Here is a 26,138-nt window from a genome sequence, read left to right on the forward strand (position 1 = left end):
TCTCCTCCAGCATGACGAACGCCGTGTTGGGCGACGTCGCGAGCGCCTGCTTCAACGGCATCTGCGGCGGGTAACGGTCGTTGTGGTTCGACAGGCAGTACCAGCAGGTGTTCGGTTCACCCGTGGCGGGACAGGAGGTGGCGCCGCCCTTGAAGACCTTGGAGGTGTAGGAGTTGGGGGAGGGGATCACCGTGTCGATGCCGATCCCCTTCTCCAGGGCGGCGGCCGCGGTGAAGACCTTGTACACCGAACCCGTGCCGAACTTGTTCTCCACACCACTGGGCAGGTCGAACTGCGTCTGGAACTCCTCCTTCTTCAGGCCGTAGTCGCGGTTGGCCACCAGCGCCACGACCTCGTGCGCGTCCTTGCCCGGTCGCACGACGGCCATGGTGTTCGCCACGCCAGGGGTGTTCTTCGGCGCCTGCGCCTCAACCGCCTGCTTCGCGTGCTGGGTGATCTTCGGGTCCAAAGTGGTCTCCAGCCGGTACCCGCCGATCTTCAGCTCCTCCAGGTTGAAGCCGGACTCGGTCAGGTACTCCACCAGGAACGAGCAGAAGAACCCGTACGACGGCCCCGCCCCGACACAACCCGTCCGCAACGGGCGAACGGGCTCGCGCAGCCCGAGCGGCGCGGCCTTGTGCCCATCCGCCACCTCCCTGGACAACTTCCCGTCGACCACCATCGCGTCGATCACCAGGTTCCTGCGCTCCAACGCCTTGTCCGGCCGTGCCTCAGGATCCAGCGCGGTCGGGCTGTTCACCATCCCCGCGAGCATCGCGGCCTGAGGAACGGTCAGCTCGTCCGGTGTGGTGCCGAAGTAGGCCTGCGAGGCGGCGGCGACACCGAAGATCGTCGAACCGAACGGCACGAGGTCGAGGTACCGCGCGAGGATCTCGTCCTTGCTCAACGCGACCTCCAGACCCACCGCGATGCGCGCCTCCCGCAGTTTGCGGGTGAGACTCTGCTCCTGAGCGGCGTGTTGCGCGTCCTTGTCCGTACGCGCCAGCACGTGCACCAGATAGTTCTTCACGTACTGCTGGGTCAGAGTCGACGCTCCCTGCTCCACCGAGCCGCTCGCGTTGTTGCGAGCCGCGGCGCGCAGCGTGGCAACACCGTCGACGCCGTGGTGGTCGTAGAAGCGGCGGTCCTCGATCGCGAGCAACGCGTCCTTCATGTGCGGGGAGATCTTGTCCGGCGGAGTCCGCACCCGGTACTGGTCGTACAGGTACGCGATCGGTGCCCCGTCCTTGTCCGTCACCGTCGTCATCAACGGCGGTTCCGTGGTCAGCATCATCGCCAGAGTGGAGTCCACCTGATCGCTGAGCTTGTTGGACAACGCCCCCATCGTCGCCGTGGCCGGAAAGAGCAGCCCGGCGAGCAGCACACCGGCGAGCAGGCAAAGCCCGGCCAGTTTGCTGACACAAGGCACGATCCTCTTGCGATCCACAGATGGACTCCCCTCGGTCAACGCGGCTTCCGCCGGTTACCCGCCCGAATCTGCATTCAGGCGACCGCATCGAATGAAACCGAGGCCGGGGATTCGTTACCCAGGGTGTTGAGTGGAGGCTCTCTCACTCTCTCGGGTTACCAGATTCGAGTCTGAATTCTCCGTTGGCTGGCTACCCGAAAAAATGAATCGAAGTCGTTTCCGGTCGCGACTTGTGTACTTGCTGCAGATGCTCATGCGGCAGAAACATCGGCATTTCTGTGGCCGCACGTCGCTGCAGTTGCTGGTCAGCTCGGCCAGGGGTACCGACCGGCGGTTGCCGATCGGTACCCCTTCCGGCCTTGCGTCAGCGGCGACGCAGTGACTGCCTCACCACGTAGACCTCCAGCAGGCACCCGCCGAGGAACAGCAGGATCGGCACGACCAACGGCAGTTCGAGCAGCAGGGTGGCCACCGTGGCGGCCGCCGCCAGGAACATGCCCACAACGCCGTTGCGACTCCTGGGATCCATCTCGCTCCTCGCGGTCGGTCAACTCAGCTTGCTGATCGTTTTCCCGCCGGAGATGCCGCCGACACCACCGATCGTGCCACCGACGGCGCCGCTGAGCGCTCTCGTCGCCCCCGGAAATGCGCTGAGTCGTGGGTGGTCACGCCGGCCTCGCCCGATGGTTCAGCGGGCTGCCCGTTCATGGGAACGCCTGCGGTGGAAGAACACTCAGGGGTGCACCGGCCACCCCGTTCGGATGCTCCTCCCGGCCGACCGCAACCTGGACGCGTGATGTTTGGTCACAAACCCGAGGTAGCGCTCAGTCGCTGTTAGCGTGCGGAGAGCGACATCTCCGGACTTGGAGGACTCGATGAAACGCCTTTTCTCCGCAGTGTTGAGCACGCTCGCCGCTACCGCTCTCCTCGTCTCGGTCAGCCCTCCCGCGCAGGCCGCGGCAGGCCGGGTGGCGGTGTTCTCGACCGAGTTCGTGCCGGTCAAGATCTACGAGGATCCCCGCGGCTGCAACAAACTCCCGCCTGACTCGCACGTGCTGGTCAACATGACCGACGCCGATGTCGTCGTGTACGGCGACCCGTTCTGCCTGACCCCTGGGCTCGTCGTCGAGGAGGAGCACGGCTCACACGTCGCCGGCAGCGGTTCCTTTTCCGTCAAGGACTGAGCCCCTGGTGTGACGAGTCGGAAAGGACACGCGTGTCTGTCGATCTTGTCGTGGTCGGCGTCGGCTACGTCGGACTGCCACTCGCCGCCGCAGCCGTCGCCGCCGGGTTGTCGGTGATCGGGTACGACACTTCACCGGAGGTGGTCACCGCGGTGGCCGAGGGCCGCTCGCACGTGCTCGACGTGTCGGCGGCGCAACTGCGGGACATGAAGGCCGAAGGCTTCACCGTCACCTCCGATCCAGCGGTGCTGAGCGGTGCGGAGACGATCACGATCTGCGTGCCCACCGGTCTCGACGCCGGGGGCGGGCCGGATCTGGCCGCCGTGCGCTCCGCCGCCACGACCGTCGCCGAGCACCTGCGGCCTGGCACTCTGGTGGTGCTGGAGTCGACCAGCTATCCGGGGACCACCGACGAGGTCGTCCGGCCGATCCTGGAACAGCACGGGCTGATCGCGGGCGAGGACTTCCCGCTCGCCTACTCGCCCGAGCGGATCGACCCCGGCAACCCGCGATTCGGCCTGCGCAACACGCCGAAGGTCGTCAGCGGCCACACTCCGTTGTGCGCCAAGCACTGCGCCACGTTCTACGGGCGGTTCGTCGACACGGTGGTGGTGGCGCGCGGCACCCGCGAGGCGGAGATGGCCAAACTGCTCGAGAACACCTACCGGTACGTGAACATCGCGCTGGTCAACGAGATCGCGATGTTCTGCGACAACATCGGCGTCGACGTGTGGGACGTGCTGCACTGCGCGGCGTCCAAGCCGTTCGGGTTCGCGCCGTTCGTGCCCGGCCCCGGTGCCGGCGGGCACTGCATCCCGGTCGACCCCAGGTACCTGCTGGACAAGGCCGAGCGGGAAGGCACCCGGCTGGGTGTCGTGCACGCGGCACGGCGCGTGGACGACCAGATGCCGTCCTACGTGGCCGAACGCGTGACGAGGATGCTCGCCGAGTACGGCAAACCCTTGCGGGGCACGAAGGTCCTGCTGCTCGGTCTCACCTACAAGGCGGACGTGCCGGACACCCGCGAGTCCGCCTCGGTGCGGATCGCGTTGCGCCTTCGCGGTCTCGGCGCGATCGTGACCTATCACGACCCGGTGGCCGGTGTGGTGCCCGAACTCGGGCCGGCCGTACCCGATCTCGACACGGCTCTGCGCACCGCGGACGCCGCCGTGCTGCTCGTCGCTCACCGCGACTACGACCTCGGCCGGCTGGCGAGGACCGCCCGGCTGTTCTTCGACGTGACGGGTCGCGTTCCCGGAGAGGAGGTCGTGCGCCTGTAAGCGCGCCTGTCGTAGGGGCGCCTGCCGGGGTGAGGCCCGGCAGGCGGACATCAGTTCTTCCGAACTTCCGTGACAAGGAGTGTGCCCGAATGACCGCCGCAACGACCTCCACAGCCAAGAACGACCGGCTCAAGAAGCGTTTCGAGAAGTGGGACGTCGACCACAACGGCCGGATCGAGAAGTCCGACTACGAGGCCGAGGCCCGCCGCATCATCAACGCGTTCGGCGAGGACTCCGCGTCGCCGCAGGCGCGTGCGCTGATCGACGCGTTCACGAGCATGTTCGAGTACTTGGCGACCAAGGCGGGCGTCGGTCCGAACGGTGCCATGTCCGAGGACCAGTTCATCGAGGTGGTGGAGGCGCAGATCTTCCAGGACGGCGACTCGGGGTTCAACCGGGTCGTGCGCCCCACGATCGCGGCGATCGTCGGGATGTGCGACACCGACGGGGACGGCGAGGTGAGCCCGGCGGAGTTCGGCAAGTGGCTGAAGGCCGTCGGTGTCGAGTCCTCCGCCGCGGACGAAGCGTTCCGGAAGATTGATGCCAACGGCAACGGCACGCTGACCGTCGACGAGCTCGTGCTCGCCGTGCGCGACTACCACATGGGCAGGCTGGACGTGCCGCTGCTCGGCAACTGACCGTGTGACGGAACCGGCCCCAGGCGATCCGCCTGGGGCCGGTTCGTGCTCAGTCCGACTGGGCGAACCGCACGCCCAGTTCGGGCTTCAGGCCCAGATCGGGTCCGGTGCGCGGCTGTGGCACCTGGATGAGGATGTTGTAGTGGTTGGGGAAGTGACACCCGTCGAACCCGAGCACCGTGCCCACCCGCACCCCGCCGATCCACACCTCGTCACCGCGGTCGATCACGCCCGCGCACCCGATCTCGGCGAACCCGAGGAACCCGACGCGGTCGATCCGCGCGCCGGGTGTGGTGTCGTCGTGGTCCGTGGTGACCAGCTCGTGCACTTCACCTTCGCGCACGCACCGGCTGGCGAACGGTTCCAGGCTCATCCCGCGATCGTCGCGCTGGTGCATCAGCACTTTCACGACCGTGGCGGTGATCTCCCGTTTCGGCCCGTTCTCACGCATGCGTCTCCCTCCGATAGGCCTCGTCCACGATGGACAGTGCGGCCAGGCCGCCATCGGACCACTCGGCCCCCGATCGCACCGCCTGTGCGAACTCACGCAGCACGCCTTCGTACTCGTGCCGGAGCGACTCCTTGAACTCCCGGTAGCCGCCCAGCATGTCCGCGTGGAGCACCGACCCGTCGCCCAGCCGGACCTCGACGTCCTTGACCTCGCCGGCGAACGACCAGTCGAGCTCCACGGTCGCACGGTCGAGCGCCAGCACCGCCTGCCGGTCGACGCCGGTGCCGTCACGGTCGATCCGCACGCCGCGCAGCGCCACCGGCCCGAGGAAGAGCCGGACGAGGTCGAGCGCGTTCGGGCCGTTGTCCGCGACGCAGCCACCGCCGCAGCGCGCCGCGTCGAGGTACCAGCGGTCGTGGCCGACGTGTTCCTCGATCTGTTCGAGGTACCGCACCGTCATCGACTCGATCGTCGCGTCGCCGATCTCGTCGCGCAACGCGAGCACGTTGCTGTTGTAGCGGCGGTGGAACGCGGTGAACAACGCGACCCGCCTCCTGGCGGCCAGGCCGGTCAGGTCACGGCCGTCGGCCAGGGTGGTGGCCAGCGGTTTCTCCACGCACACAGGCAGTCCGGCTTCGAGCACGTCGCGGCACACGCTGGCGTGCACGTCGTTCGGCGCGGTGACGACGACCGCGTCCAGCCCGCCCGCGGCGAGCAGCTCGCGGTGGTCGCGGTAACCGGGTACCCCGTGACCCGGCAGCGCGGTCGGGTCGCGATCGCAGACCGCGGCGAGCGTGAAGTCCGGAGATCTCTCCAGCGCGGCCAGGTAGAAACGGGAGATCACGCCGAGTCCGACGATGCCGAGCCGCATCATGCGGGCACCCCCGTCGTCACCGACCGCAGTTCCTCGAACAACGCACGCGGCAGGGGCACACCGTGCTCCCGCAGCCGGGCCGCCCGTTCACCCTCGTGCCAGCCGGGGTACGACACCGGGGCGGCAGGGTCGAGTGCGGGCCAGCCGCGCACCGCGGTGAAGAGCGACGCCGCGTCAGTGGCGAAACCGGTGCGCAGCAGGTCCGGCGCGATCGCGACCGCGAGGACGCCGATGTCGTCGTCCCGGTCGCCGTCGGCGGACAACGCGCCGAGCGCCGCGCCGGGCACCAGCGCGGCCAGCACCTCGACCAGCAGTCCCAGCCCGAAACCCTTGTAGACCCCCGTTTCGGGCTCGCTGCCCAGCCACAGCAGGTGGGCGTCGCCCCGGTCGAACGCCGCCGGGTCGGTCACCGGTGTGCCGTCGGCGGCGGCGAGCCAGCCCGGTGGGATCGGCTCTCCCGCACGAGCCGCGGCACGCACCCGGCCGGTCGGTACGACGGTGGTGCTCATGTCCAGCACGAACGGGTGCGCGTCGCCCGCGGGACAGGCCAGGGCGAGCGGGTTCGTGCCGAGCATCGGGGTGGCGCCACCGGGTGGCCTGGCGATGCGCTGGCCGCCGCAGTTCGACGCGATCAGGCCGATCATGCCGTGCGGCACCGCCCGAGCGGCGTGGTGGCCCGCGCAGCCGATGTGGGTCGCGCCGCGCACCGACACCATCGCGATGCCGTGCCGCGACGCCCTGTCACAGGCCAGCTCCATGGCTTGGCCGGCCGACCACAACCCGAGCGCGCGCCGGGCGTCAGCGAGCACGCACGCGCCGAGATCGGTCTGGATCACCATGTCCGCCAGGGGATCCGCGCGGTCGTCGTCGAACAGCGGGAGGTACAACCGGGTCAGGTTGACCAGGCCGTGTGACGTCATGCCGGTCAGTTCGCCGTGGCACAGCGCCTCGGCGGCGATCGCCGCCCGGTCGGCGGGCATCCCCCTGCCGGCGAACACGCCGGCCACTGTGGACAGCAGTGTCCGATAGGGCACCAGAACCGTCATGCTCCTCCATTCCTGGTGAACCGCAACACGATGTCGCGCACGATGTCGCTGAACCGGTCGAGCTCGGCGACATCGGCGAACTCACCACGGGCGTGAGCGTTGTTGGCGCCGAGCGAACCCGGACCGAGCACCGCCGTCCGGGCCCCCGGCACGCCGGCGAGCCAGATTGCGTCGCAGGTGAAGGCCGGTTCACCGGCGGGCCATCGCGGCACGATCGCGTCCAGCAGCGGGATGTCCTGCGGCGGCAGCGCGGGCAGCCCGCGCTTGGACCACCGCAGGCTGGTGATCGCCGCGGCGTCGGTGGCGGTGCGGTGGAAGAAGGGCACGTCGCGGAAGCGATCGGAGAACTCGGCGAGGCCGGTCCGCAGGCCGGTCTCCATCGCCGTGCTCATGGTCCGCGCCGAGTCCGCGCAGTCGTAGGCCATGTTGAACAGCAGCTCGCCGCTGCCGTAGACCCGGTTGTGCAACTGACCGGTGTGCAGCCCCGCCACGCAGACCTGGCCGCGTGGCGCGAGTCCGGCGGCGAGGTGCTGGGCGAGGAACCCGAGCAGCACCGTGGCGTTGTGGCCTCGGTGCGGCTCGTCGTCGATCGCGTCGTCGCCGTCGACCCGCACGCTCGCCGTCATGGCCGCGGTGCAGCGCGGCAGGTGCCGCAACCCGGTCGGCTCGCAGAAGATGTTGAGCCCGCCGTGGAATCCGGCCTCGACGAGCGGCCGGGTGCCGAACGCGCCCATGGCACCGCCCTCCTCGCCGGACACGGCCTGGATCAGCACCCCGGTCTCGTGGCCGACCGCCGGGTCGGCGGCGACCGCTGCCCGGATCCCGGCCAGCATCGCCACAGCGGGACCCTTGGCGTCGATCGCGCCACGCCCGTGGAACCTGGTGCCGTCGAAGCCTTCCGGTTCGAACGGCGCCACGGTGTCGAGGTGCACGTTGAACATCACGGCGGGTTCGGCGGGCCCGAGCCGGAGCACCAGGCTCGGCTGGCAGGCGAGGAACTCCGGCCCCACGTCGTGAAGGATCGACGGTACGTCCGGACGGTGAAGAACCGACTGCGCGGGTGCGGCGAAGTGCGCGACGCGGAAGCCGACATCGGTGGCCGCGGAGGCGAACAGGTCCATCGCCTCCCACAGGTGGACCTCGGCCGTCGTCTCCAGCGGACCGGCGGTCGGCAGGCTGAGCAGGCGGAGCAGCAGGTCCCGGTCCTGCGGGATCACCGGAGGAGTTCCGCCATCGCCCGGCCCGCCGCGAGGAACGACGTCATGGCGCCGGCGGCGAGCTCACCCGGCTCGTGCGGCCGCAGGGCGAGATGCGGTTCCAGTGACCAGGCGCCGCGGTAGCCGTTGGCCCGCAACAGCTTCACGCAGTCCGCCACCCGCGCGGTGCCCTCGCCGGGGATCGTGAACCCGTCCGCGTCCGCATCCTTGACGTGCACGTGCTCGACGTGGCCGGCGATGTCACCGAGCAGGTCGAAGCCGTCGTAGCCGTGCGCGACACCGTTCCCGGTGTCGAACAACAGCTTCAGAGCCGGGCTCGCGACCTCGTCGAGCAGCTCGAGCATCCGCGCGGCGCCGGTGCCCGCCCAGCCCGAGCAGTTCTCGTGCAGCAGCGTCACGCCGGCGGCTTCGGCCCTGCGGGTGAGCACCTTGATCCGGGTGACCACCGCGGTGCGCCAGTCGTGATCGCTCAGGCCGTCGTTGGGGTACGACATGATCCGGAGGTACCGGGTGCCGATCGATCTGGCGCGGCGGGCGAGCACGTCGAGTTCGGCGAGGTCCTGCTCGAAGTCCGCGGTGATCGGGCGGGCCCAGTCGCCGATCCGCGAGTCGAGGCAGATCACCCGCAACCCGCTGTCCGCCAACGCCGTCGCCGCCGCGGCGAACTGGTCGTCGGTGAGGTCGGCGACGGCCCGTCCGCCGATCGTGCGCAGCTCGATCGCGGGCCAGCCCAGCTCGGCGAGCACCTCGATCTGGGTGGGGAGGTCGTGCGCCGCCTCGTCGGTGATGCCCGCCAGCACGAGGTCAGCCGGCATGGTGCGCCATCGCCGCGTAGCCGGTCTCCGTGCGAGCCGCGGGCACCACCGGCTCCGCGCAGATGTTCTTGGCCACCGACAACAGCTGCACGACCTCGGCGGCGAAGTTGAACCCGCGCGTCTGCTCGCCGCCCGCCCGGAACCTGCGGTAGGCCTGGACAATCCACTCGGTCAGCGAGTCGTCGCGGAGCACCAGGTGCTCCCTGTGGCCGTTCGCCCGCAGGGTCAGCTGGGAGTGGTCGTCGTCATCGCTCACCGCGAAGTGCCCGACCGCGTTGCCGTGCGCGAAGTCGATGGTGATCCGCCGTTCCCGCACAGGGCTGGTGAGGTCGGAGCTGATCTCGGTGCGCACACCCGAGTTGTGCCGCAGGCCGACGTCCGCACCGCCCATCCGGGCGATGGACTGCCCGTCCAGCTCGAGGTCCGCTCCCGCCGCGTGGGTGACCCGTGCGGCACCGGCCAGCCGCAACGCGAGCGCGACGCCGTGCGGCAGTTCGACGTCGAACGCCGTCGGATGGCCCGGCGCCGCGAACGAACGGCGGAACCGCGGCTTGTTCTGCACGATCGTGATCGACTTCGGCGCGCCGAACAGGCCGGAGCGGGTCAGCTCGATCAGCCGCCTGGTGAGGGTGCTGGTGAGCCACGGCTCGACGACCTCGATGTGCAGCCGGTGCTTGCGCCGCACCCGGATGATCCGCGCGAGGTCGTCGGCGTCGGACGCGAGCGGCTTCTCCACGATCATGTTGCGGAAGCCGAGCTCGGCCAGTTCGGTGATCACCGCGTGCCGTTCGGTCGGCGGTGTGCAGATGTGCACCACGGTGCCGGCGGGATCGAGCCCGCCGGCCGCCTCGCCGATGCTCGCGGTGGCGACGAGACCGGGCCGGTGGGGCAGCGTGCGGCGCGGGTCGCACGCCACGACGTCCTGGCCGCCGAAGACCTGCGGGTCGCGCGCTCGCGCCTTCGCGAGCACCGGAAGGTGCAGACCTGCTCCGGCACGGCCGAGTCCCACCACGAGTGACTGCACGGTTGAGCCCCATCTCCGAACGGGAATTCAGGCCGATTTCGACGCTAGCGGGAGTGCAGGAGGTGTCAATGCCCGCCACTCCTCCTTGACCAGGAAGAGTGAATCGGATCACCGGCTCGATCAGCTGCCCTACTCTCGGAAACGGTCATTCACCCCCGGAGGTGGGTACGCTGCCGATCCCTTTCCACACACAATCGACCACATTCGCAGAACTGTGGCCCACGACTCGGCGACACATTGTCGACGTGTTCCAGAATGGGAAGTACTCGCACGGTCACAAGGTCGCGAAACTGGAGTCCGCGCTGGCCGCCTACACCGGCGCCCGTTTCGTCGTCGGGGTGAACAGCGGCACGGACGCCCTGGTGCTGCTGCTGAGGGCGGCCGGTCTGAGGCAGGGCGACGAGGTGGTCGTTCCCGCCTTCTCGTTCGTCGCATCGGCGTCGTCGGTCGTGCTCGCGGGCGGCCGGCCGGTCTTCGCCGACATCGAGCCCGACGGGTACGGCATCGATCCCGCCTCGGTGGCGGAGGTCGCCGGCGATCGCACCCGGTTCGTCATGCCGGTACACCTGTTCTCGCAGCTCGCGGACATCGACAGGGTGCTCGACGTCGCCTGGCGGCTCGGTCTCACCGTGGTCGAGGACAGCGCCGAGGCGATCGGGATGCGGCACCGAGGCACACATGCGGGCCTGCTCGGGGCGGGCGGCGTGCTGTCGTTCTTCCCGACGAAGACGCTGGGCGCGATCGGTGACGCCGGCGCGGTGCTCACGAACGATCCGCGCATCGCCGACGTGGTCGGCGCGCTGCGCCACCACGGCCGGTTCGGGCGCACGATCGACAACTTCCCCGGCATCTCGACCGAGACCGGCCTGCCCGGGATGAACAGCAAGATGGACGACATCCAGGCCGCCGTGCTGCTCGCGAAGCTCACCCGGCTGGACGCGGACATCGCCCGCCGCGCGCGGCTCGCCGCGCACTACACGGAATCGCTCACAGGGCTGCCCGGCGTGCTCAAGCTGCCCGCGGCCCGTCCAGGCGGCGTGTTCTACGTTTACGTGATCGAAGCCGAGGCGCGCGACGACCTGGCCGCGCACCTGTCGGCGCAGGGCGTGCAGACCGAAGTCTATTACCCGGTGCCTCTACACCTGCAGCCTTGTTTCCGCGACCTGGGACATCGTTCCGGTGATTTCCCGAATGCCGAGGCGGCGTGCCGGCACACCATCGCACTTCCTCTCCATCCCGACATGTCGGCAACGGACGTCGAAAAGGTGTGCGGCTCTGTTCGAGACTTCTACCGAGGACGATCATGACTCTGCCGTTCTTCCCGCCCGACCTCTTCGACGGCGAGCAGGACATGTTGCTGGACATCATCGAGAGCATCGGCCTGGCGCCGGAGCAGAAGTTCATCCTCGGCGCGTACACCGCCCGCTTCGAGGAGGTGATCCGCGAGTCGGTGGGCGCCGCCGACGCGATCGCCTGCAGCAGCGGCACCGCGGCCTTGTCACTGGTGCTGCGTGCCATGGACGTGGGCCCCGGCGACGAGGTGATCGTGCCCGCGTTCGGCTGCGCCCCGCTCGCCGCCGCCCCCGCGATGCTCGGCGCCGTCCCGGTCTTCGCCGACGTCGACCCGTGGACGCTGGTCGCCGATCCCGCCGAGATCGAGCGGCTGATCTCCCCGCGCACCAAGGTGATCATGCCCGCGCACATGTTCTCGGTGATGGCCGACATGCCCGCGATCCGCGCGATCGCCGACGACGCGGGCGTCCGGCTGCTCGAGGACTCCGCCGTCGCGCAGGGCGGCGTGCTCGGCGGCACGCCCGCCGGCATGTGGGGCGACGCGGGCGTCTACTCGTTCGTCCAGGTCAAGACGTTCGGCATGCCGGGGGAGGGCGGCATGGTCGTCACCGCGGACCCCGAACTCGGCACGGCGGTGCGGATGCTGCGCAACCACGGCCAGGACGGCAGGACGCGGTTCGTGCACCACCACATCGGCTACAACAGCCGGTTCGACGAGATCATGGCGGCCTTCCAGCTGCACCGGTTCGCCACGCTTGCCCAACGGCTCGAACGCCGGGCGCGCATCGGCGAGTACTACACCGAACGCTTCGGCGAACTGGCCGGCTGCGGTGTGCTCGCGCCGCCGCCCGCCAGCGACGGCCGGTGCTACTACGTCTACTCGTTGCTCGCCGAACACCGCGACGCCTTGCGCGATCACCTAGCCGCGCAAGGCATCGGGTCGCACGTCTACTACCCGGCGGCACTTCCGCGTCAATCCGCGTTCTCCCCGTACGCCCGCGGCGGTGCCTGGCCCGCCGCCGAACTGGCCGCGCGGCGCACGCTGGCCATCCCCGTCTACCCACATCTGACCGATGCGCAGGTGGAGCACATCGCGGACGCGGTGTGCCGATTCGCCAAGGAGTCGTGATGAAGGTCCAGGCAACGCAGATCCCCGCACCGGACGAGATCGAGGCCGAGTGGCGCAGGCGGGCCGGCCGCCCTGGTCTGGCCCGTGTCATGCGCGCGTCGCAGCCGGCCGAGCTCGCCGAGGCCACGACCATCCGGACCCGTCAGCTCGTCACGCACCACCTGCGTTCGCTCGGCCCGATCCGCTCCGCACTGGAGATCGGTTGCGGCATGGGCAGGATCACCCCGGCCATCGCCGCACAGGCCGGCTCCGTCACCGCCATCGACATGACCCCGCGCATGCTCGACCTGGCCCGTGAGGCCTGCGCCCACCTGCCGCGGGTCGAGTTCCGGCAGACCGCGGTCCAGCGGCTTCCGTGGCGGGACAAGAGGTTCGACGTCGCGATCTGCGTCTGGGTGCTGATGCACGTGCTGGACGACGACGAGATCGCCAGGGCGTGCCGCGCGATCGCGGGCGCGGCGCGGCACCTGGTGCTGGTGGAGTACGAACACGCGGACGTCCCGGTCGGCCGGTACTCGCGGCTGCGCGACCTCGACGACTACCTCGCCCTGCTGCCGGGTTCCCGGCTGGTCGAACGGCATGAGCTGACCTACGGCGGCGACCGCTCGTTCGCCGCGCTGATCGCGTTGGAGGACCCGCGATGACGGCGTTCACAGCGACCACGCGCACGCGTGGCACCGCCTACTTCAGGCTTGCGAAGCTCGACATCCTCGACTACTACCTCGGCGTGGTCGTGGTGTGGACGTTGCTCGTCCCCGCGCTGCGGTTCGACGCGGGCGTGCTCACCACCACCGGGGTGTTCCTGCTGGGCGAGGTGTTCGTGATCGCCGCGATGGTGGCGCTCGACGACCTCACCGGCTACCGGGACGGCAGCGACGTCACCAACTACTCGCCCGACGACCGGGCCCGCAGGCGGTACCGCAAGCCGCTGGTGGCGGGCACGCTGACCGAGGACCAGGTGCTGCGGTTCGCCTGGGTGACCGGCGTGATCGGCGCGCTGCTCTGGTTCGCCGCCATCGCGATCGCACCGCACACTCCGCTGTGGACTGTCGCGTTGATCGCCGTCACGTACTTCTTCTCGCTGCAGTACTCCTGGGGCGTGAAGCTCAGCTACCACGGTTTCCAGGAGTTCTTCATCGCCGGGCTCGGCTGGGCGCTGGTGCTCGCGCCGTACGGCCTCGCCACCGGCCGGATCGACGGCTTCGTGCTGGCCCAGGCACTGCTGTTCGGACTGGGGCCGCTGCTGTTCGGCGTGTACTCCAACACCAACGACGTGGCGGGGGACCGGTCGGTCGGCAGGCCCACGGTGGCGGCGCTGACCTCACCGCGCGGCAACATGTTCTTCGTCATCGCGGTGTCGGCGGCGGAGATCGCGCTGATCGCGGCGGTACCCGTGCTGGGCGGTCCGTGGTGGTTCCCGCTCGCGTTGCTGCCGACGGTCGTGCTGCGGATCAGGCAGCTGTGGATCGGGTTCGCCCAGGACGACATCCTGCGGGCCAGGATGCTCGGCATCCGAATCCACCGGATCACCGTGCTGGCACTGGTCGTCGTGAACCTGGTGGTCTTCACGTGACCGACCTCGACGTCGCCGTGATCGGCGCCGGTGTCGCCGGGCTGACCACCGCCTTCCGGCTGCGGGCCACAGGTCGGCAGGTGCGGGTGTTCGAGGCGGCCGACGTCGTGGGCGGCCGGATGACGACGGTGCGCGAGGACGGTTTCCTCATCGACACCGGCGCCGAACAGATCCCGGAGACCGGCTACCCGGAGACGTGGAACCTGCTGGGAGAGCTCGGCATCGACCGCGGCGCGGTGCCGAGGATCGGGCGGGGCATCGCGATGTGGCGCGGCCGGGCGCGGCCGGGGGTCGCGAGCGCACGCGGTCTGTTCAGCGGTGCGGGCCTGCCCGTGCGAGCCCGGCTGGAGCTGCTGCGGTTGCTGCGCGGGCGGTTCGACCTGGAACGCCCGGAGGACTCGTCGCACGCCACGGTCGCGCAGGCGTGCCGGGGTGACCTGCTCGACTACCTGTGCCAGCCGGTCGTGTCGGGGTTCTTCGGCTGGGACCCCGGACGGTCCGCCATCGCGCCGTTCCTCGCGCTGCTCACCTCGATCGGTCCGGCGTCGACCTGGCGGACCTACCGCGACGGCATGGACACACTCGCCCGCGCGCTCGCCTCGCAGGTGGACGTCACCACCTCGGCACCGGTCGACCGGGTGGTCGACGACGGTTCCTCGGCCCGGATCTTCCTGGGCGGCAACGAGATCAGCGCACGCTCGGTCGTGCTGGCCGTGCCCGCGCCGATAGTCCGTCTCGTGCACCCGGAGCACGGATCGGAGTTCATCGACGCGTGCTCGTTCTCCTCGGTGGTGAAGGCGCACCTGCTGCTCGACCGGCCGCTGGGCCGCCGTGACTACGCGGTGCTCGTCCCGGCCGCCGAGGACGGCACGGTCTCCACGATCATGTTCGACCACCTCAAGCACCCCGGCCGCGCGCCGGAGAACCGCGGCCTGGTCACGGTCATGGCCCACCCGTCGGTCACGGGGGAGTTGATGGGTGCACCCGACGCGGAGGTGGCGTCCCGGCTGACCGATGCCGCCGAACGCCTGGTGCCCGGTCTGCGCGCGGCGACCGGCAGGGCGATCGTGCGGCGGTTCCGGCACGCGCTTCCCGAGGCGACGCCGAGGGCCCTCGCGTTGCGTCCGGAGTTCGAGGCGGGGCTGGGCGGGGTCGTCGACTACGCCGGTGACTGGGTGTACTTGAGCCCGTGCAGCGAAGCGGCGGTGCGCTCTGGCCTGCGAGCGGCGCAACGCCTGGCCAGGAAGGAGGAGCGGGTGTGAAGCCACACGACATGGGCACTTTGTTCGAGCAGTGTTCCGGCGCGGCGACGATCGTGCGCCTGGACCGGCCGTTCGACATCGCACCCGGCGGGGGCGACACGTACACCGTCGCGCAGCTCGCCGAGCTGGTGCTCGACGCCGCGGGCTGGTTGTCCGAGGCGGGCGTGCGGCCCGGTGACCGGGTCGCCGTCGTCAAGCGCAACCACTGGGACTACGACCTGCTGGCGTGCGCGGCGGTGCGGCTCGGCGCGGTGCCCGCGTTGCTGTCCGGCCACCTGCCGGGCGACACGCTGGAGACCCTGATGAAGCGCCTCGATCCGGCGCTGGTCGTCACCGACACGGAGGTGAGCGCCCCGAGGGTGCTGCGGATCGACGAGTTCACCGGCTCCCGGCCGCCCCCGCCCCACCGCAGGCACGACGACGATCCGTTGATCATCAACCACACCTCCGGCACCACCGGTGTGCCCAAGCTCGTCGTGCACACCACCAGGACGATCATCGACCGGCTCGCGCGGCCGGAGTCGGTGCGGTGGCCCGTCATCGGCACCCGGCGCGACGACGTGATGGGCAATGCCAGCTCGTACGCGCACGGCCGCACGTTCTGCTGGACCGCGTCGGCGTTGTGCCTCGCACCGCGCGGGATCGTGCTGCTGAGCGATGCCTCCTCGGCGGCACAGGTGTTCGGCGCGCACCCGCCGACCGTGCTGGAGGCGCTGCCGTCGGCCTACGTGCGCTGGCGGCCGCTCGCCGCCGGGCCGGACAACCCGTTCCACGCGGTCCGCCGGTTCGTCAGCACCTACGACGCCATGCACCCGCCGGTGATCAGAACGATGCTGCACGCGTCGCACCGCCGCCGTCCACTGTGGATGCAGGGCTGGGGGCAGACCGAGACCGGGCCGCTGTCGTTCCGGTTCCTCACCCGGCGCACCGCGCACACGACCCGCGATCTCGGCAGACCGATGCCGGGAATGGCGCGGCTGCGCGTGGTCGACCCGCAGACGCTGGACCCGGTTCCGCGCGGCACGGCGGGGCTCGTGTTCGCCCGCACCCGCGCCCGGTGCGCGGGCTACGTCGGCGAGCAGGACCGCTGGGACGCCAAGGCGGACGGGCCGTGGTGGAACACCGGTGACCTCGGCGTCGTCAGCCGCACCGGAGCGGTGACGCTGCTGGACCGCGAGGTGGACACGGTGGCAGGACTCAGCTGTCTCGCCGTGGAGGACGCGGTCGAGGACCGGCTGCCTGATGTGGAGGAGTGCGTTCTGCTCGCCGCGTCCGGAAGACCTCCGGTTCCCGTGGTGGTCACCGGCACCGAGCTGGACCTGACCGCGTGGCGGCGCGCGGTCGCCGACCTGCCGCCGATGGCCGACCCCGTGGTGCTGCGCTGGGACGACGTGCCGCGGACGGGGACCGGCAAGGTGCGGCGGCTCGAACTGCTGGCGCGGCTGGTCGGCGCCACCGACACGAACAGCGCGGGGAGGTGGACGTGACCACGACCTACGTCTTCGACAACCACAGCGTGCACGCGACCGAACAGCACCGGTGCCTCAGCGAGGCGTACGACCCCATCACGCTGGCACGCCTGGCCGAGACCGGTGTCGGTCCGGGCTGGCGCTGCCTCGAGGTCGGCGCCGGCGGCAGCGGCGTCGCACACTGGCTCGCCGCACGTTCCGGTTCGGTGCTCGCCACCGACATCAAGCCCGAGCACGTCACACCGGTGCGCGGGCTGACGGTCCTTCAGCACGACGTCGTGCACGACCCGTTGCCGGACAACGAGTTCGACCTCATCCACGCACGGCTGGTGTTGCAGCACATCCCGCAACGCGAGGCCGTGCTGCGCAAGCTGGTGCGTGCGTTGAAGCCCGGCGGGTGGATGCAGATCGACGAGTTCGACATCTCCTACGGCCCGGTGCTGCTCGCGCCGGACGAACGCGCGGCCGAGCTCTACCGGACGTTCCTGGCCGCTAAGGAACGGACGTTCCACGCCGCGGGCGGTGACGGCACCTGGGGCAGGCGGGCGGCCGCGTCGATGGTGGCGGCGGGGCTCGTCGACGTCGACCCGGTGCCCGCGCTGCTCCCGTGGCGCGCGGGATCGCCGGGGGTGCGGCTGCTGGTGCACCACACGCACCACCTGCGGGACAGGCTGATCGCGGCCGGCATGACCGACGAGCAACTCGCCGGGGTGCGCGCGGTGATGGCGGACCCGCGGTTCCGCGCCTCCTCCTGCGCTTTCTACTCGGTGCACGGAAGGCGGCCCGCGTGACGCTCTCGCTCGACGTGGTGTCCGTGGCCGGGCCGGTCGACCTGCCGCTGGCAGGGGAACAGGACGTGCAGGCGGCGTGCGGGATCATGCACGTGCACGGCCGCCGGTTCGGCAGGCCGGCGCCGCTCGGCCTCGACTACGCCTCGATCGTCGCGGCGGAACTGGCGGAACTGGGCGCTCAGGCGCTGACGTTCGCCCAGACGCGGGGAATCCCGCTGCGCTCGGTGTCCACCTCGCTGGCGCAGGCCGCCCTGCTCGCCGTCGGGCAGTACCTCGCGGCGGCGACGGCGGACGACCCGGTCGAACCTCATTCCTCCGGCGGGCCGCCGTTCCACTCGGCCGAGGGGATCGCGTTCGAGATCGAGGCGCTCGATCCATCGGTGTGGCAACGGTTCTGGGCCGCGTTCGGCGCGGACGACCACGCGGTGTCGCGGGGGTGGCGGCCGTTCCTGCACCGGTTCGCGACCGCGACCTGTCCGCTGCCCCTGCTGACCGACCTGCTCACCGCGCACCCGATGGGGCACATCACCGACATCGCCCGTCGTACCGGCATGACGCTGGTGCGGGTGTCGGACCAGCCGGTCCGTCACGTGCCCGCCTTCGTGCTGGGTGGCGCGAGCGACGGTCACCGGCGTGGACGACCGGTCGAGCCGCTGCCGTTGTCCGGGCTGGTGGTGCTCGAGTCGTGCCGCCGGGTGCAGGGGCCACTGGCCGGGCACCTGCTGCGGCTGCTCGGCGCGACCGTGCTGCGGATCGAGCCACCAGGCGGTGACCCGTCGCGCTGGGTGCCACCGATGGCCGGTGACACGTCGGCCCGGTTCCGCGCGCTCAACCGGGGCAAGGACGTGGTCGAGATCGACCTGGGCGCTCCCGGTGGGCGCAACGAGGCACTAGACCTCGCGACGACCGCGGACGTCTTCCTGCACAACTGGGCGCCGGGCAAGGCGGAGCAGTGGTCGTTGCGGCCCGCCGATCTCGCCAGTGCGCGGCCGGGGATCGTGTACGCGCACGCGTCGGGCTGGGGTGCCGAGCTGGGCCCGAACCCCCCGCTGGGCACGGACTTCGTCGTGCAGGCCCACAGCGGGGTCCCGCCCTCGCTGATGACGATCGTCGACGTGTTCGGGGGAGTCGTGAGCGCGCACGGGATCGTGGCCGCGCTGACTCGCGGCGCCACGCGGGTGGACTCGTCGCTGTTGTCCGCGGCCAGCAGGATGAACGCCTGGCCGAGACGCCGATGCGCCGAACCGCTGACCGTGCCGGTGTGCGACGACCTGGCCGCGCTCGCCGCCGACCCCCGCTTCGCCCGTGCTCTCGTCCGGGACGAGTGCGTCCTGGTCGCCTCGCCGTGGGAGTTCACGTCATGACGTGGGTGTCCGCCACCGGGACGGTCCTGCGCGACCTGGTGCCCGCCCGGCTGCGCCGCGACTGGGTCGACCAGGGGCACTGCCCGGACCGCGACCTGCACTCGCTGTTCCGCGACCGTGTCCGGGAACACCCGGACCGCACAGCGCTGATCGACGACGAGGGCGAACTCTCCTACGCCGAACTGGATCTGCTCGTTCAGGCGCTCGCCGCACGGTTGCCGTGCGGCACCACCGACATCATCGGGGTGCAGGAACCCGACGGACGTGCCGCCGTCGTCGCCGAACTGGCGGTGCTGGCCGTCGGCGCGGTGGTGCTACCGCTCCCCGCGGGCGCCGGCACGTTGCTCTCCCGCGCCGGCGCGAGCGCGCTGATCACCGGCGGGGTCGTGAGCGGAAAGGCGAGCCAGGGCACCACGAGGCACGCACGCCCCCACCCGGAGGCGCCGGCGAAGATCCTGCTGTCGTCCGGCTCGGAGGCCGAGCCGAAGATGGTCGCCTACTCGCACAACGCGTTCGCCGGTGGGCGGGCCAACTACGTGCGAGCCCTGCACCGCGGCCATCCGGCTCCCCGCGACCTGGTGCTCGTCTCGCTCACCTCGTCGTTCGGTTCGTTCGGCGTGCCGATCACGCTGTGCTGCCTGGGAGGCACGCTGATCCTCACCCGGCGGTTCGCACCGGACACCGCGATGCGGCTGATCGCCGAGCACCGCCCGACGCACGTGTTCGCGGTACCCACGATGTGGCGCCGGCTGGCGGATCACCCCGCCGAACTCGACCTCTCCAGCCTCGTCGCGCTGGTGTCGAGCGGCGATGTGCTGCCGCCCACGACCCTCGCCGCGTGCCGCGCGCGTTTCGGCGTGGACGTGATCACCGTCTACGGCTCGTCGGACGGAGTGAACTGCCACACGACGACACCGGAGAACGGCGCAGGCGTTCCGGACCCTGCGGTGTGCGACATCCGGATCGTCGGCGGCGAGATCTGCGCGCGTGGCCCGATGACGCCGCTGTGCCACGTCGGCGCGCCCGAGTTGGACGCCCGCCACCGGCTCGTCGGCGGCTGGGTGCGCACGGGCGACCGCGGCCACTTCGACGACGCGGGCCGCCTGCACGTCACCGGCAGGGCGAAACGCGTGGTGATCCGCGGCGGCTACACGATCAGTCCCGCCGAGGTGGAGCTGGCGATCGGCGCACACCCGTCGGTCGGCGAGGTCGCCTGCGTGCCGGTGCCGGACACCGAGATGGGCGAACGGCTCTGCGCGGTCGTGACCATCCGAAGTGGACAGGACCTCGAGCTCCCCGGCCTCACCGCGTTCCTGTCCGCACGGGGACTGGCGAAGCCCAAACTGCCCGAGTTCCTGCTCACCGTGCCCGGCCTGCCGGTCGGCCGCACCGGCAAGGTCTGCCACCGCACTGTGGCGCGGATCGCCGCCGATCGATGCGGAGCAACCGCATGACTGCCTCTTGCGAACTCACGTCAACGACACGTCCCCCGCCGGCGGAGCGGTGGAGTGGCAGGCGAGATCATCAACGCGGCGTGCATCAGGCCGTGCCGGCCGCCGCGAGGAGCCGGGCGAGCTCAGCGGGCTTGGTGTGCATGGGCCAGTGGCCCGAGTCGAGGTCGACGAAGTCGAGGTGCTCGACCTGGGCGAGCTCCGGCACGTCGCCCGCGTCGATCCACTCCTCGGCCTGGGCGGGGGTGAACTCGGGGCAGATGACCACGACCGGGACTGTGAAGCGTCGTTCGTCGGTCAGCCGCGCGATGCCCGTGGCCACACCTCCGGGAACGGGGATCGCGGTGGCGGCGAACGCGCGCCTGGCGTCCTCGTCGAGGTCGGCCGAGTCCGGTCCTTCGAACGGCGCCCAGCCGGGGAACGGCATGACGCCGTCCCGCAGCTCGAAGAAGTCGGCGTAGGGCTTTCCGTCGCCGACCGGGAAGCCACCGATGAGGACGACGCTGGAGATCTTGTCCGGCCGCGCGTCCGCGGCCATCCAGGCGAGGGTGCAGGCGGCCGAGTGCCCGACCACCACGGGCTTGCCGGAAGTCGCGTCCACGGCGTCGAGCACGGTCGCCACCTGGTCGTCGAGTGTGGCGGAGGCAGATCCGTCCCCCTGCCCGGGCAGGGTCAGCGGCACGGGGCGGTGACCGAGCGACCGGAGTGCGGATGCGACGTCGTCCCAGGCGGATCCGTCGAGCCACAGGCCTGCGATGAGCAGGACGTCCACGATCTGTTCTCCCTCTTCCGCGCGGCCGGGTCGCCGCGGTGCGCCGTCACGCTAGAGCCAGTTCCGGACGATCGGCTTCCGGTTCAGGTGGCGATCTCCTACTCTGCCCCGGTGCCGAGTGATCTCAGCCCCACCTCCAGGGCACTGCGCACCCTGGAGATCCTCCGCACGCGTCCCGGCACGACGGCCGGCCAGCTCGCCGAACGGCTGGGCGTCACGGAGCGCGCCGCCCGCCGCTACATCGGGATCCTGCGAGAGGCGGGCATCCAGGTCGAGTCGAACCGAGGCCCGCACGGCGGGTACCGGCTCCGGCGCGGAACGAAGCTGCCGCCGATCGTGTTCACCCAGGCCGAGGCGCTGGGCCTGGTCATGGCGGTGCTCGACGGCCAGCCGGCCGCCACCGAAGCCGGCGACCCGGTCGGTGCGGCGCTCGGCAAGGTCATCGGGGCGCTGCCCGAGAACGTCGGCCGGCAGGCTGCCGCGCTGCGCGAGCACGCCACGGCCGCGCCGGACCGGCAGTCGGCCAGCCCGGATCCCGCCATCACCGGCGCACTGGTCGCCGCTGTCGCGGCCAGGCGCAGGGTGCTGATCGCGTACCGGAGCGAAGCCGGCGACGCGTGGAAGTCCGAAGTGGACCCGTGGGCTGTCGTGGTCCGCCACGGGCGCTGGTACCTGTTGTGCCACTCCCATCGGGCGGACGCGGTTCGCACCTATCGCATCGACCGGATTCGTGCGGTCGGGCAGACCGCGCACGAGTTCGAGCCGCCCGACGCCCTCGATCCGGTCGCCACGCTGGAGGAGAACCTGGGCACGGGCTGGGAGTTCCCCACCCACGTCGTCTTCGACGCGCCGCTGAGCGAGGTGGAACCCTGGATCCGGCCCCCCATGGGCCGGCTTCTCCCGTCGGAGGAAGGGTGCGTGCTGCTCGGCAGCACCAGCAATCCCGCGATGTACGCGCAGGAGTGGCTGGCGGCCGTGCCGTTCGACTTCCGCGTCCAGGGCGGAGCCGAGCTGCGTGCCGCGGTCGAGGCAGTCGCGACGCGCTTCGCGGCAGCCTTGGTGCCGGAGGACGGATCAACGTCCGCGCCGGCCTGTCATCCGGGGTCGAGCGGGCCCAGGAGCCAGCTGCCCGCGGAGTCCGGGGCATCGTCGAGGTAGTACTCCCGGACGGCTTCGAGCACGTCGTCGGTGGTGACGAGGCCCTCGGAGTTCCGGTCGATCCTGCGGAAGGCCTCTCGCGCGTCGGCTTCAGGAAGGTTCATGAGCGAGCCGGTCCAGCGCGCGTACTCGTCGGCGTTCAGCTTCCCGTCGTCCTCGGTGTCCGCGATCGTCATGATGGCGTCGGGAAACGGCCGGTACCCATCGTCGAACGAGGCAGGTGTGGCCAGCAGTCCCGCGGCGAAGGCGGCCTTGTACTCCGCTTCGCCGATGCGGCCGTCGCTGTCGGTGTCGGCGGCCGCGGCCAGGTGCTCCCACAGCTGCACGCACAGGTCGGCAAGCCGTTGCCGGGCGGGCGATTCCGGTCTGTGGCCGAACGCCTCTCCAGTGCGGGCGGCCGCCTGGACGAAGTCCTCGCGTTCGATGAAGCCGTCGCCGTCCGTGTCGTAGGTCCGGAAACGCCCGGCCAGTTTGCGGTCGAGGAACTCCGATGTCTGCACTCCCCACGTAAGCGCAGCCGGGCTTCCCGAGCAAGGGCACGATCAGGCGGTAGTTGCTCGTCGACTGTTCGCTCCTCGGCACCGTTCGGGTGACCTCGTGCGCCTCGCATCGCGAGGTTCCCACTGGACAGACCCGCTGTGGATGCGTGGTCGCGAACGCCCTTAGCCGACCATCTGGTCTGTAAGTCAACGTACCGTCCAGACGGTCGGCTGAGCAGGCGATAGGTTGATCTCCATGCCCGGAGAGCAGCGCAACGCGCCCCGCACCCGCCGTGAGGTGCTCGCAGCCGCCGCGCGCGCGTTGATCGAGCAAGGCCCGAACGTCAGCCTCGACGCCGTCGCCAAGGAAGCGGGCGTTTCGAAGGGCGGCCTGCTGCACCACTTCCGCAGCAAGCAGGCGTTGATCGTCGGCCTGATCGAGGAGTGGTTCGACCACTACGACGCGACGGTCGAAAGCCTGCTCGAACCGGAGGACACACCCGGCCGCTGGACCCGTGCGCACATCAGGGCGACCTTCGTACCGGACGACCTGTGGTCTCACCCGTCTGTCGTAACGGCACTGCTCGGCGTTCCGGAACTCCAGCAGCGCCTGGACGTCGCCGCGACCCGCTGGAGGCAGCAAACCGATTCCGACGGGCTGCACCCACAACGCGCGGACCTCATTTCCCGTGCACTCGACGGAGTGACGCTGGCAGACCTGCTGTGGCGCGGCCAGGAGTCGGCCGAAGACCGCGATCACACCCGTGACCTGCTGCTGAAGCTCACCGAGCAGTCCGGGCCGCTTGTTTGAGTTTGTCCACGGAACGTTGTCAAGTGGAACAACGCTGACACCGGACAACGAAGTCTGCGTACCTTCGGAAGTGGTTGCACTCCGGGGGGAAGCACATGCCGATCGTCATGTCCGAACCCGTGCCCAAGGGGCGCGGACTGACCATTCACTTCGAGTTGGAAGATCTGGCGCGCACACGGTTCGCCACCGCTCCGCTGCCGATGTACGAGCTGGTGTTCACGATGCACAGCGGTAACTGGGACCGCCTGCTGCTGCCGCAAATCCGCCCGCTGGCCGAACTGGTCAGACCCGGCCGGTTCATCCCGGACTTCTTCAACTCGGCGAGGCCCGACTTCGACGAGGCCGTGTGCCAGGTGCTGGAGGTGCCCTCCGCGAGGGTGCGCGACCAGATCGCGAGCATGCTGGGCACCACGTCACCGTGGCTGCGGTCGTTCGCGGCCGGCACCCCGACCTCACGCCAGGACCTGCGCTCGGCGTTCCGCTCCGGCTTCCGGGACCTGCTGGGACCCAACTGGTCGCAGACACGCCAGGCGTTCGACGCCGAGGTGCGGCTGCGGTCGTCGCAGGCGGTGACGCGCGGCCTGGGGGACCTGCTCGGCCACCTGCACCCGTCGATCTCGTGGACCTCACCGGCCCTGCACGTCGAACTGGGCTGGGACACCGAGATCTCGCTGCGGGGCACCGGAATGCTGATCGTGCCGGTGCTCAACGGCCTGACCCGCCCAGCGGTGGCGATGTTCGCCGAACCACAACCGCTGCTCTTCTACCCGGTCACAGCACCCCAGCCGAGCGGCGCCAGCCTGGAACTGGCGCTCGGCCGCACCCGCACGCTCGTACTGCGGGCACTCACCTCAGAACGCACCACCACCGAACTCGCCAAGCACGTGGGCATCAGCCTGCCCACCGCGTCGCAGCACGCGACGGCCCTGCGCACCGCGGGGTTCGTGTCCACCCACCGCAACGGCCGGTCGGTCCGCCACCGCCTGACCAGGCGCGGCTGGGAACTGCTGAACTGACCCCAGGGAGGCCGGCATGACCGCGATGCCGCGGTACCGCACCGACCAGAGCCCACGCGCGCTGGCAACCCGCCTGCGTGCCCTCCGCACCGCCCGCGTCCCCGTCGCCTGCCACGTCTACGCCGGACTTTCCGCCCCGGTGCCGACGTCCGCCCTCCACGCGCGCATCACCCACGCCATGGCGCGCGCGTTCGTGGCGGGCACGTCGGCGGACGTGCCCCGCTTCGAACCGCCGCCCTCCGCCCAGCTGCGCCTGCTGACCGCCGCCAGCTGGGGCCGCCTCGACGGCGCGGGCCCGGACATGACGACTTTCCCGGTCGATCTGGCCTCCGAGCTGTGGTGGCGCGTGCACGAACGCGCGCTCGGCTCGGTGCGCGCGCTCGGGTCGTCGCGCTCGTCTGACCGTGAGGTCGGGTCGTCGCGCACGCCGGAACGCGCGCTTGGTTCGTCGCGTGCGCCGGGGGGCGGGCTCGGATCGTCGCGCATGCCTGGCCGTGGACTCGGTTCGTCGCGCTCGCCGGAACATGCGGTCGGCTCGTCGCGCACTCCGGAACGTGGGTCTGGTTCGTCGGGCGGGCCTGACCGCGCGCTCGGTTCGTGGCACGCGCCGGAAACTGGGCCTGGTTCGTCGCGCGTGCAGGAGGGCGGGCCCGGCTTGTTGCGCATGCCCGAACGCCGCCTGGCCTGCGATCTGTTGCTGCGCCTGGGATACCCGCACCGCGCGGCCGAGGTGATCGGCCTGAGCGTGATCGACCCGCGCAAGCACGTGCTCTCACCCGACCTGGCCCTCGAGCAACTCGCCGTCCTGCGCTGCCACCTCCCGTCCTCCGCCGTGGAGGCGATGGCGTTGCGCGGCGCCAGGTCCGGCCTCCCGCCCGAGACGCGGCGCGACCTGGCTCTGCTCGTGGTGTTCCGCAACGCCGCCCGCGGTGCCGACTCCACCTCGATGCAGGCCGCCGCCGCGCTGGCGACCAAGGCGTCGTCCGAGCTGCCGCAGAACGGCTTCACCGGCCTGCTGAACCGGGCGCGCCTGCACCGCGCGCTCGCCGCGGTCCCGTTCGTGCGGCGCGACATCGTGGAGACCCACCGGCTCCTGGGCCGGGCGCTGGAGTCGCTGACTTCGATCACCCCGGTCGCCGAGATGGACCGGCTGGCGTGGGCTGACGAGGCCTACGCCCTGTACGCGTTCCTCGTGCGCACCCACCTCACCGTCGGCCTCGGCCAGCGCGCCGCCGGCTACGCCGACGAACTGGCCGAGCTCAGTCCGGGCGACGACAGGACGTGGGCGTTGCAGGGCGATGCGCTGGCCGCGTGTGGTCAGCTGGACGCAGCGCTCGACGCCTATGGCCGGGGCATCGCGCTCGGTGGGTGGGGTGCGGCGCGTGCCGCGTACCTCCGCGCCTTCGTGCTGGAGCGGCTTGGGCGGGTGGCTGAGGCGGCCGAGGACTACGTGCTGTCCCAGCGGATCGATCCGACCTCGTCGGTGGTGGCGGGGACGGTCGAGCGGGCCTTACCTGGCGCCAGGTATGCAGTGGGCTGACGCGGTGCCTACCGCTCCTCCGCGCGATTCCTCCTTACGCAACGCGCGAACCCCGGATTTGGTTCCCGCTCT

At 70.7% G+C, this 26,138-nt stretch carries 26 protein-coding genes; 16 read left to right on the plus strand and 10 right to left on the minus strand.

Annotated elements, in window-relative coordinates:
• A partial coding sequence (locus LX88_RS14275; protein ID WP_258948255.1) for a transglycosylase domain-containing protein occupies positions 1-1,447 on the minus strand: 1,447 nt, incomplete at its 3' end.
• Between the two features lie 346 nt (positions 1,448-1,793).
• On the minus strand, positions 1,794-1,958 hold the full coding sequence (locus tag LX88_RS14280) for a hypothetical protein (RefSeq protein ID WP_258948256.1): 165 nt from the start codon (positions 1,956-1,958) through the stop codon (positions 1,794-1,796).
• 346 nt (positions 1,959-2,304) lie between these two features.
• On the opposite strand from LX88_RS14280, the gene LX88_RS14285 reads away from it, so the two are divergent.
• From LX88_RS14285 to LX88_RS14295, 3 genes are all read left to right on the plus strand, one after another.
• Positions 2,305-2,613: a hypothetical protein gene (locus LX88_RS14285; RefSeq protein ID WP_258948257.1), complete on the plus strand. Its 309-nt coding sequence runs from the start codon at positions 2,305-2,307 to the stop codon at positions 2,611-2,613.
• Positions 2,614-2,645: 32 nt separating this feature from the next.
• Positions 2,646-3,893 carry a nucleotide sugar dehydrogenase gene (locus LX88_RS14290; RefSeq protein WP_258948258.1) on the plus strand — a complete coding sequence of 416 codons (1,248 nt, stop codon included), beginning with the start codon at positions 2,646-2,648 and terminating at the stop codon, positions 3,891-3,893.
• Positions 3,894-3,982: 89 nt separating this feature from the next.
• Positions 3,983-4,531 carry an EF-hand domain-containing protein gene (locus LX88_RS14295; RefSeq protein ID WP_258948259.1) on the plus strand — a complete coding sequence of 183 codons (549 nt, stop codon included), beginning with the start codon at positions 3,983-3,985 and terminating at the stop codon, positions 4,529-4,531.
• 49 nt (positions 4,532-4,580) lie between these two features.
• On the opposite strand, the gene LX88_RS14300 is transcribed toward LX88_RS14295, so the two are convergent.
• From LX88_RS14300 to LX88_RS14325, 6 genes are read right to left on the minus strand one after another with little or no spacing between them, the layout of a single operon-like run.
• Positions 4,581-4,982 carry a DUF6917 domain-containing protein gene (locus LX88_RS14300; protein WP_258948260.1) on the minus strand — a complete coding sequence of 134 codons (402 nt, stop codon included), beginning with the start codon at positions 4,980-4,982 and terminating at the stop codon, positions 4,581-4,583.
• Positions 4,975-5,856 (minus strand): Gfo/Idh/MocA family protein, encoded by an 882-nt coding sequence (locus tag LX88_RS14305; RefSeq protein ID WP_258948261.1) that lies wholly within the window; start codon positions 5,854-5,856, stop codon positions 4,975-4,977. The genes LX88_RS14300 and LX88_RS14305 overlap by 8 nt, the downstream gene beginning before the upstream one ends.
• Positions 5,853-6,902, minus strand: coding sequence for an Ldh family oxidoreductase (locus LX88_RS14310; protein ID WP_258948262.1), 1,050 nt, complete (start codon positions 6,900-6,902; stop codon positions 5,853-5,855). Before LX88_RS14310 ends, LX88_RS14305 begins: the two co-directional genes overlap by 4 nt.
• Entirely contained in the window at positions 6,899-8,119 is a 1,221-nt protein-coding gene (locus tag LX88_RS14315) for a M20/M25/M40 family metallo-hydrolase (protein ID WP_258948263.1), read from the minus strand. Before LX88_RS14315 ends, LX88_RS14310 begins: the two co-directional genes overlap by 4 nt.
• Positions 8,116-8,934 (minus strand): sugar phosphate isomerase/epimerase family protein, encoded by an 819-nt coding sequence (locus LX88_RS14320; protein ID WP_258948264.1) that lies wholly within the window; start codon positions 8,932-8,934, stop codon positions 8,116-8,118. Before LX88_RS14320 ends, LX88_RS14315 begins: the two co-directional genes overlap by 4 nt.
• On the minus strand, positions 8,924-9,958 hold the full coding sequence (locus LX88_RS14325) for a Gfo/Idh/MocA family oxidoreductase (protein ID WP_258948265.1): 1,035 nt from the start codon (positions 9,956-9,958) through the stop codon (positions 8,924-8,926). Before LX88_RS14325 ends, LX88_RS14320 begins: the two co-directional genes overlap by 11 nt.
• A 245-nt stretch (positions 9,959-10,203) precedes the next feature.
• Between LX88_RS14325 and LX88_RS14330 the strand changes: the two genes are divergently transcribed.
• From LX88_RS14330 to LX88_RS14370, 9 genes are read left to right on the plus strand one after another with little or no spacing between them, the layout of a single operon-like run.
• Entirely contained in the window at positions 10,204-11,265 is a 1,062-nt protein-coding gene (locus LX88_RS14330; protein ID WP_308203443.1) for a DegT/DnrJ/EryC1/StrS family aminotransferase, read from the plus strand.
• Positions 11,262-12,380 (plus strand): DegT/DnrJ/EryC1/StrS family aminotransferase, encoded by a 1,119-nt coding sequence (locus LX88_RS14335; RefSeq protein WP_258948266.1) that lies wholly within the window; start codon positions 11,262-11,264, stop codon positions 12,378-12,380. Before LX88_RS14330 ends, LX88_RS14335 begins: the two co-directional genes overlap by 4 nt.
• Entirely contained in the window at positions 12,380-13,024 is a 645-nt protein-coding gene (locus tag LX88_RS14340; protein WP_258948267.1) for a class I SAM-dependent methyltransferase, read from the plus strand. Before LX88_RS14335 ends, LX88_RS14340 begins: the two co-directional genes overlap by 1 nt.
• Positions 13,021-13,953, plus strand: a complete 933-nt coding sequence (locus tag LX88_RS14345) for a UbiA family prenyltransferase (protein WP_258948268.1) — start codon at positions 13,021-13,023, stop codon at positions 13,951-13,953. Before LX88_RS14340 ends, LX88_RS14345 begins: the two co-directional genes overlap by 4 nt.
• Positions 13,950-15,215 (plus strand): protoporphyrinogen/coproporphyrinogen oxidase, encoded by a 1,266-nt coding sequence (locus LX88_RS14350; RefSeq protein ID WP_258948269.1) that lies wholly within the window; start codon positions 13,950-13,952, stop codon positions 15,213-15,215. Before LX88_RS14345 ends, LX88_RS14350 begins: the two co-directional genes overlap by 4 nt.
• 11 nt (positions 15,216-15,226) lie before the next feature.
• A complete protein-coding gene (locus LX88_RS14355) occupies positions 15,227-16,702 on the plus strand; it encodes a class I adenylate-forming enzyme family protein (RefSeq protein ID WP_258948717.1) in 1,476 nt (491 codons plus the stop codon).
• Positions 16,693-17,475 (plus strand): class I SAM-dependent methyltransferase, encoded by a 783-nt coding sequence (locus tag LX88_RS14360; RefSeq protein ID WP_258948270.1) that lies wholly within the window; start codon positions 16,693-16,695, stop codon positions 17,473-17,475. Before LX88_RS14355 ends, LX88_RS14360 begins: the two co-directional genes overlap by 10 nt.
• Complete coding sequence (locus tag LX88_RS14365; protein ID WP_258948271.1) at positions 17,472-18,839, plus strand: CoA transferase; 1,368 nt, start codon at positions 17,472-17,474, stop codon at positions 18,837-18,839. Before LX88_RS14360 ends, LX88_RS14365 begins: the two co-directional genes overlap by 4 nt.
• On the plus strand, positions 18,836-20,293 hold the full coding sequence (locus LX88_RS14370; RefSeq protein ID WP_258948272.1) for a class I adenylate-forming enzyme family protein: 1,458 nt from the start codon (positions 18,836-18,838) through the stop codon (positions 20,291-20,293). Before LX88_RS14365 ends, LX88_RS14370 begins: the two co-directional genes overlap by 4 nt.
• An 85-nt stretch (positions 20,294-20,378) precedes the next feature.
• Here LX88_RS14370 and LX88_RS14375 read toward each other — a convergent pair whose 3' ends face one another.
• Positions 20,379-21,062: an alpha/beta fold hydrolase gene (locus tag LX88_RS14375; protein ID WP_258948273.1), complete on the minus strand. Its 684-nt coding sequence runs from the start codon at positions 21,060-21,062 to the stop codon at positions 20,379-20,381.
• 111 nt (positions 21,063-21,173) lie between these two features.
• Here LX88_RS14375 and LX88_RS14380 point away from each other — a divergent pair, with 111 nt between their 5' ends.
• Positions 21,174-22,220, plus strand: coding sequence for a helix-turn-helix transcriptional regulator (locus LX88_RS14380; protein WP_258948274.1), 1,047 nt, complete (start codon positions 21,174-21,176; stop codon positions 22,218-22,220).
• Here LX88_RS14380 and LX88_RS14385 read toward each other — a convergent pair.
• On the minus strand, positions 22,157-22,720 hold the full coding sequence (locus tag LX88_RS14385) for an EF-hand domain-containing protein (protein ID WP_258948275.1): 564 nt from the start codon (positions 22,718-22,720) through the stop codon (positions 22,157-22,159). The genes LX88_RS14380 and LX88_RS14385 overlap by 64 nt on opposite strands.
• 235 nt (positions 22,721-22,955) lie before the next feature.
• On the opposite strand from LX88_RS14385, the gene LX88_RS14390 reads away from it, so the two are divergent.
• The 3 genes from LX88_RS14390 to LX88_RS14400 all read left to right on the plus strand — a co-directional run bounded on the left by LX88_RS14390 (position 22,956) and on the right by LX88_RS14400 (position 26,066).
• On the plus strand, positions 22,956-23,510 hold the full coding sequence (locus tag LX88_RS14390; protein ID WP_258948276.1) for a TetR/AcrR family transcriptional regulator: 555 nt from the start codon (positions 22,956-22,958) through the stop codon (positions 23,508-23,510).
• Between the two features lie 95 nt (positions 23,511-23,605).
• Positions 23,606-24,526 carry an ArsR/SmtB family transcription factor gene (locus LX88_RS14395; protein ID WP_258948277.1) on the plus strand — a complete coding sequence of 307 codons (921 nt, stop codon included), beginning with the start codon at positions 23,606-23,608 and terminating at the stop codon, positions 24,524-24,526.
• Positions 24,527-24,542: 16 nt separating this feature from the next.
• A complete protein-coding gene (locus LX88_RS14400) occupies positions 24,543-26,066 on the plus strand; it encodes a BTAD domain-containing putative transcriptional regulator (protein ID WP_258948278.1) in 1,524 nt (507 codons plus the stop codon).
• Positions 26,067-26,138 lie beyond the last annotated feature (72 nt).

The organism is Lentzea californiensis, assembly GCF_024648825.1.
Lineage (GTDB): Bacteria > Actinomycetota > Actinomycetes > Mycobacteriales > Pseudonocardiaceae > Lentzea > Lentzea californiensis.

Bases quoted from the DNA above. Each gene is read 5' to 3' on its own strand.
- LX88_RS14280 (WP_258948256.1), bottom strand. From the start codon at position 1,958: ATGGATCCCAGGAGTCGCAACGGCGTTGTGGGCATGTTCCTGGCGGCG.
- LX88_RS14285 (WP_258948257.1), top strand. From the start codon at position 2,305: ATGAAACGCCTTTTCTCCGCAGTGTTGAGCACGCTCGCCGCTACCGCT.
- LX88_RS14295 (WP_258948259.1), top strand. From the start codon at position 3,983: ATGACCGCCGCAACGACCTCCACAGCCAAGAACGACCGGCTCAAGAAG.
- LX88_RS14300 (WP_258948260.1), bottom strand. From the start codon at position 4,982: ATGCGTGAGAACGGGCCGAAACGGGAGATCACCGCCACGGTCGTGAAA.
- LX88_RS14305 (WP_258948261.1), bottom strand. From the start codon at position 5,856: ATGATGCGGCTCGGCATCGTCGGACTCGGCGTGATCTCCCGTTTCTAC.
- LX88_RS14310 (WP_258948262.1), bottom strand. From the start codon at position 6,902: ATGACGGTTCTGGTGCCCTATCGGACACTGCTGTCCACAGTGGCCGGC.
- LX88_RS14320 (WP_258948264.1), bottom strand. From the start codon at position 8,934: ATGCCGGCTGACCTCGTGCTGGCGGGCATCACCGACGAGGCGGCGCAC.
- LX88_RS14335 (WP_258948266.1), top strand. From the start codon at position 11,262: ATGACTCTGCCGTTCTTCCCGCCCGACCTCTTCGACGGCGAGCAGGAC.
- LX88_RS14340 (WP_258948267.1), top strand. From the start codon at position 12,380: ATGAAGGTCCAGGCAACGCAGATCCCCGCACCGGACGAGATCGAGGCC.
- LX88_RS14345 (WP_258948268.1), top strand. From the start codon at position 13,021: ATGACGGCGTTCACAGCGACCACGCGCACGCGTGGCACCGCCTACTTC.
- LX88_RS14355 (WP_258948717.1), top strand. From the start codon at position 15,227: ATGGGCACTTTGTTCGAGCAGTGTTCCGGCGCGGCGACGATCGTGCGC.
- LX88_RS14370 (WP_258948272.1), top strand. From the start codon at position 18,836: ATGACGTGGGTGTCCGCCACCGGGACGGTCCTGCGCGACCTGGTGCCC.
- LX88_RS14390 (WP_258948276.1), top strand. From the start codon at position 22,956: ATGCCCGGAGAGCAGCGCAACGCGCCCCGCACCCGCCGTGAGGTGCTC.
- LX88_RS14395 (WP_258948277.1), top strand. From the start codon at position 23,606: ATGCCGATCGTCATGTCCGAACCCGTGCCCAAGGGGCGCGGACTGACC.
- LX88_RS14400 (WP_258948278.1), top strand. From the start codon at position 24,543: ATGACCGCGATGCCGCGGTACCGCACCGACCAGAGCCCACGCGCGCTG.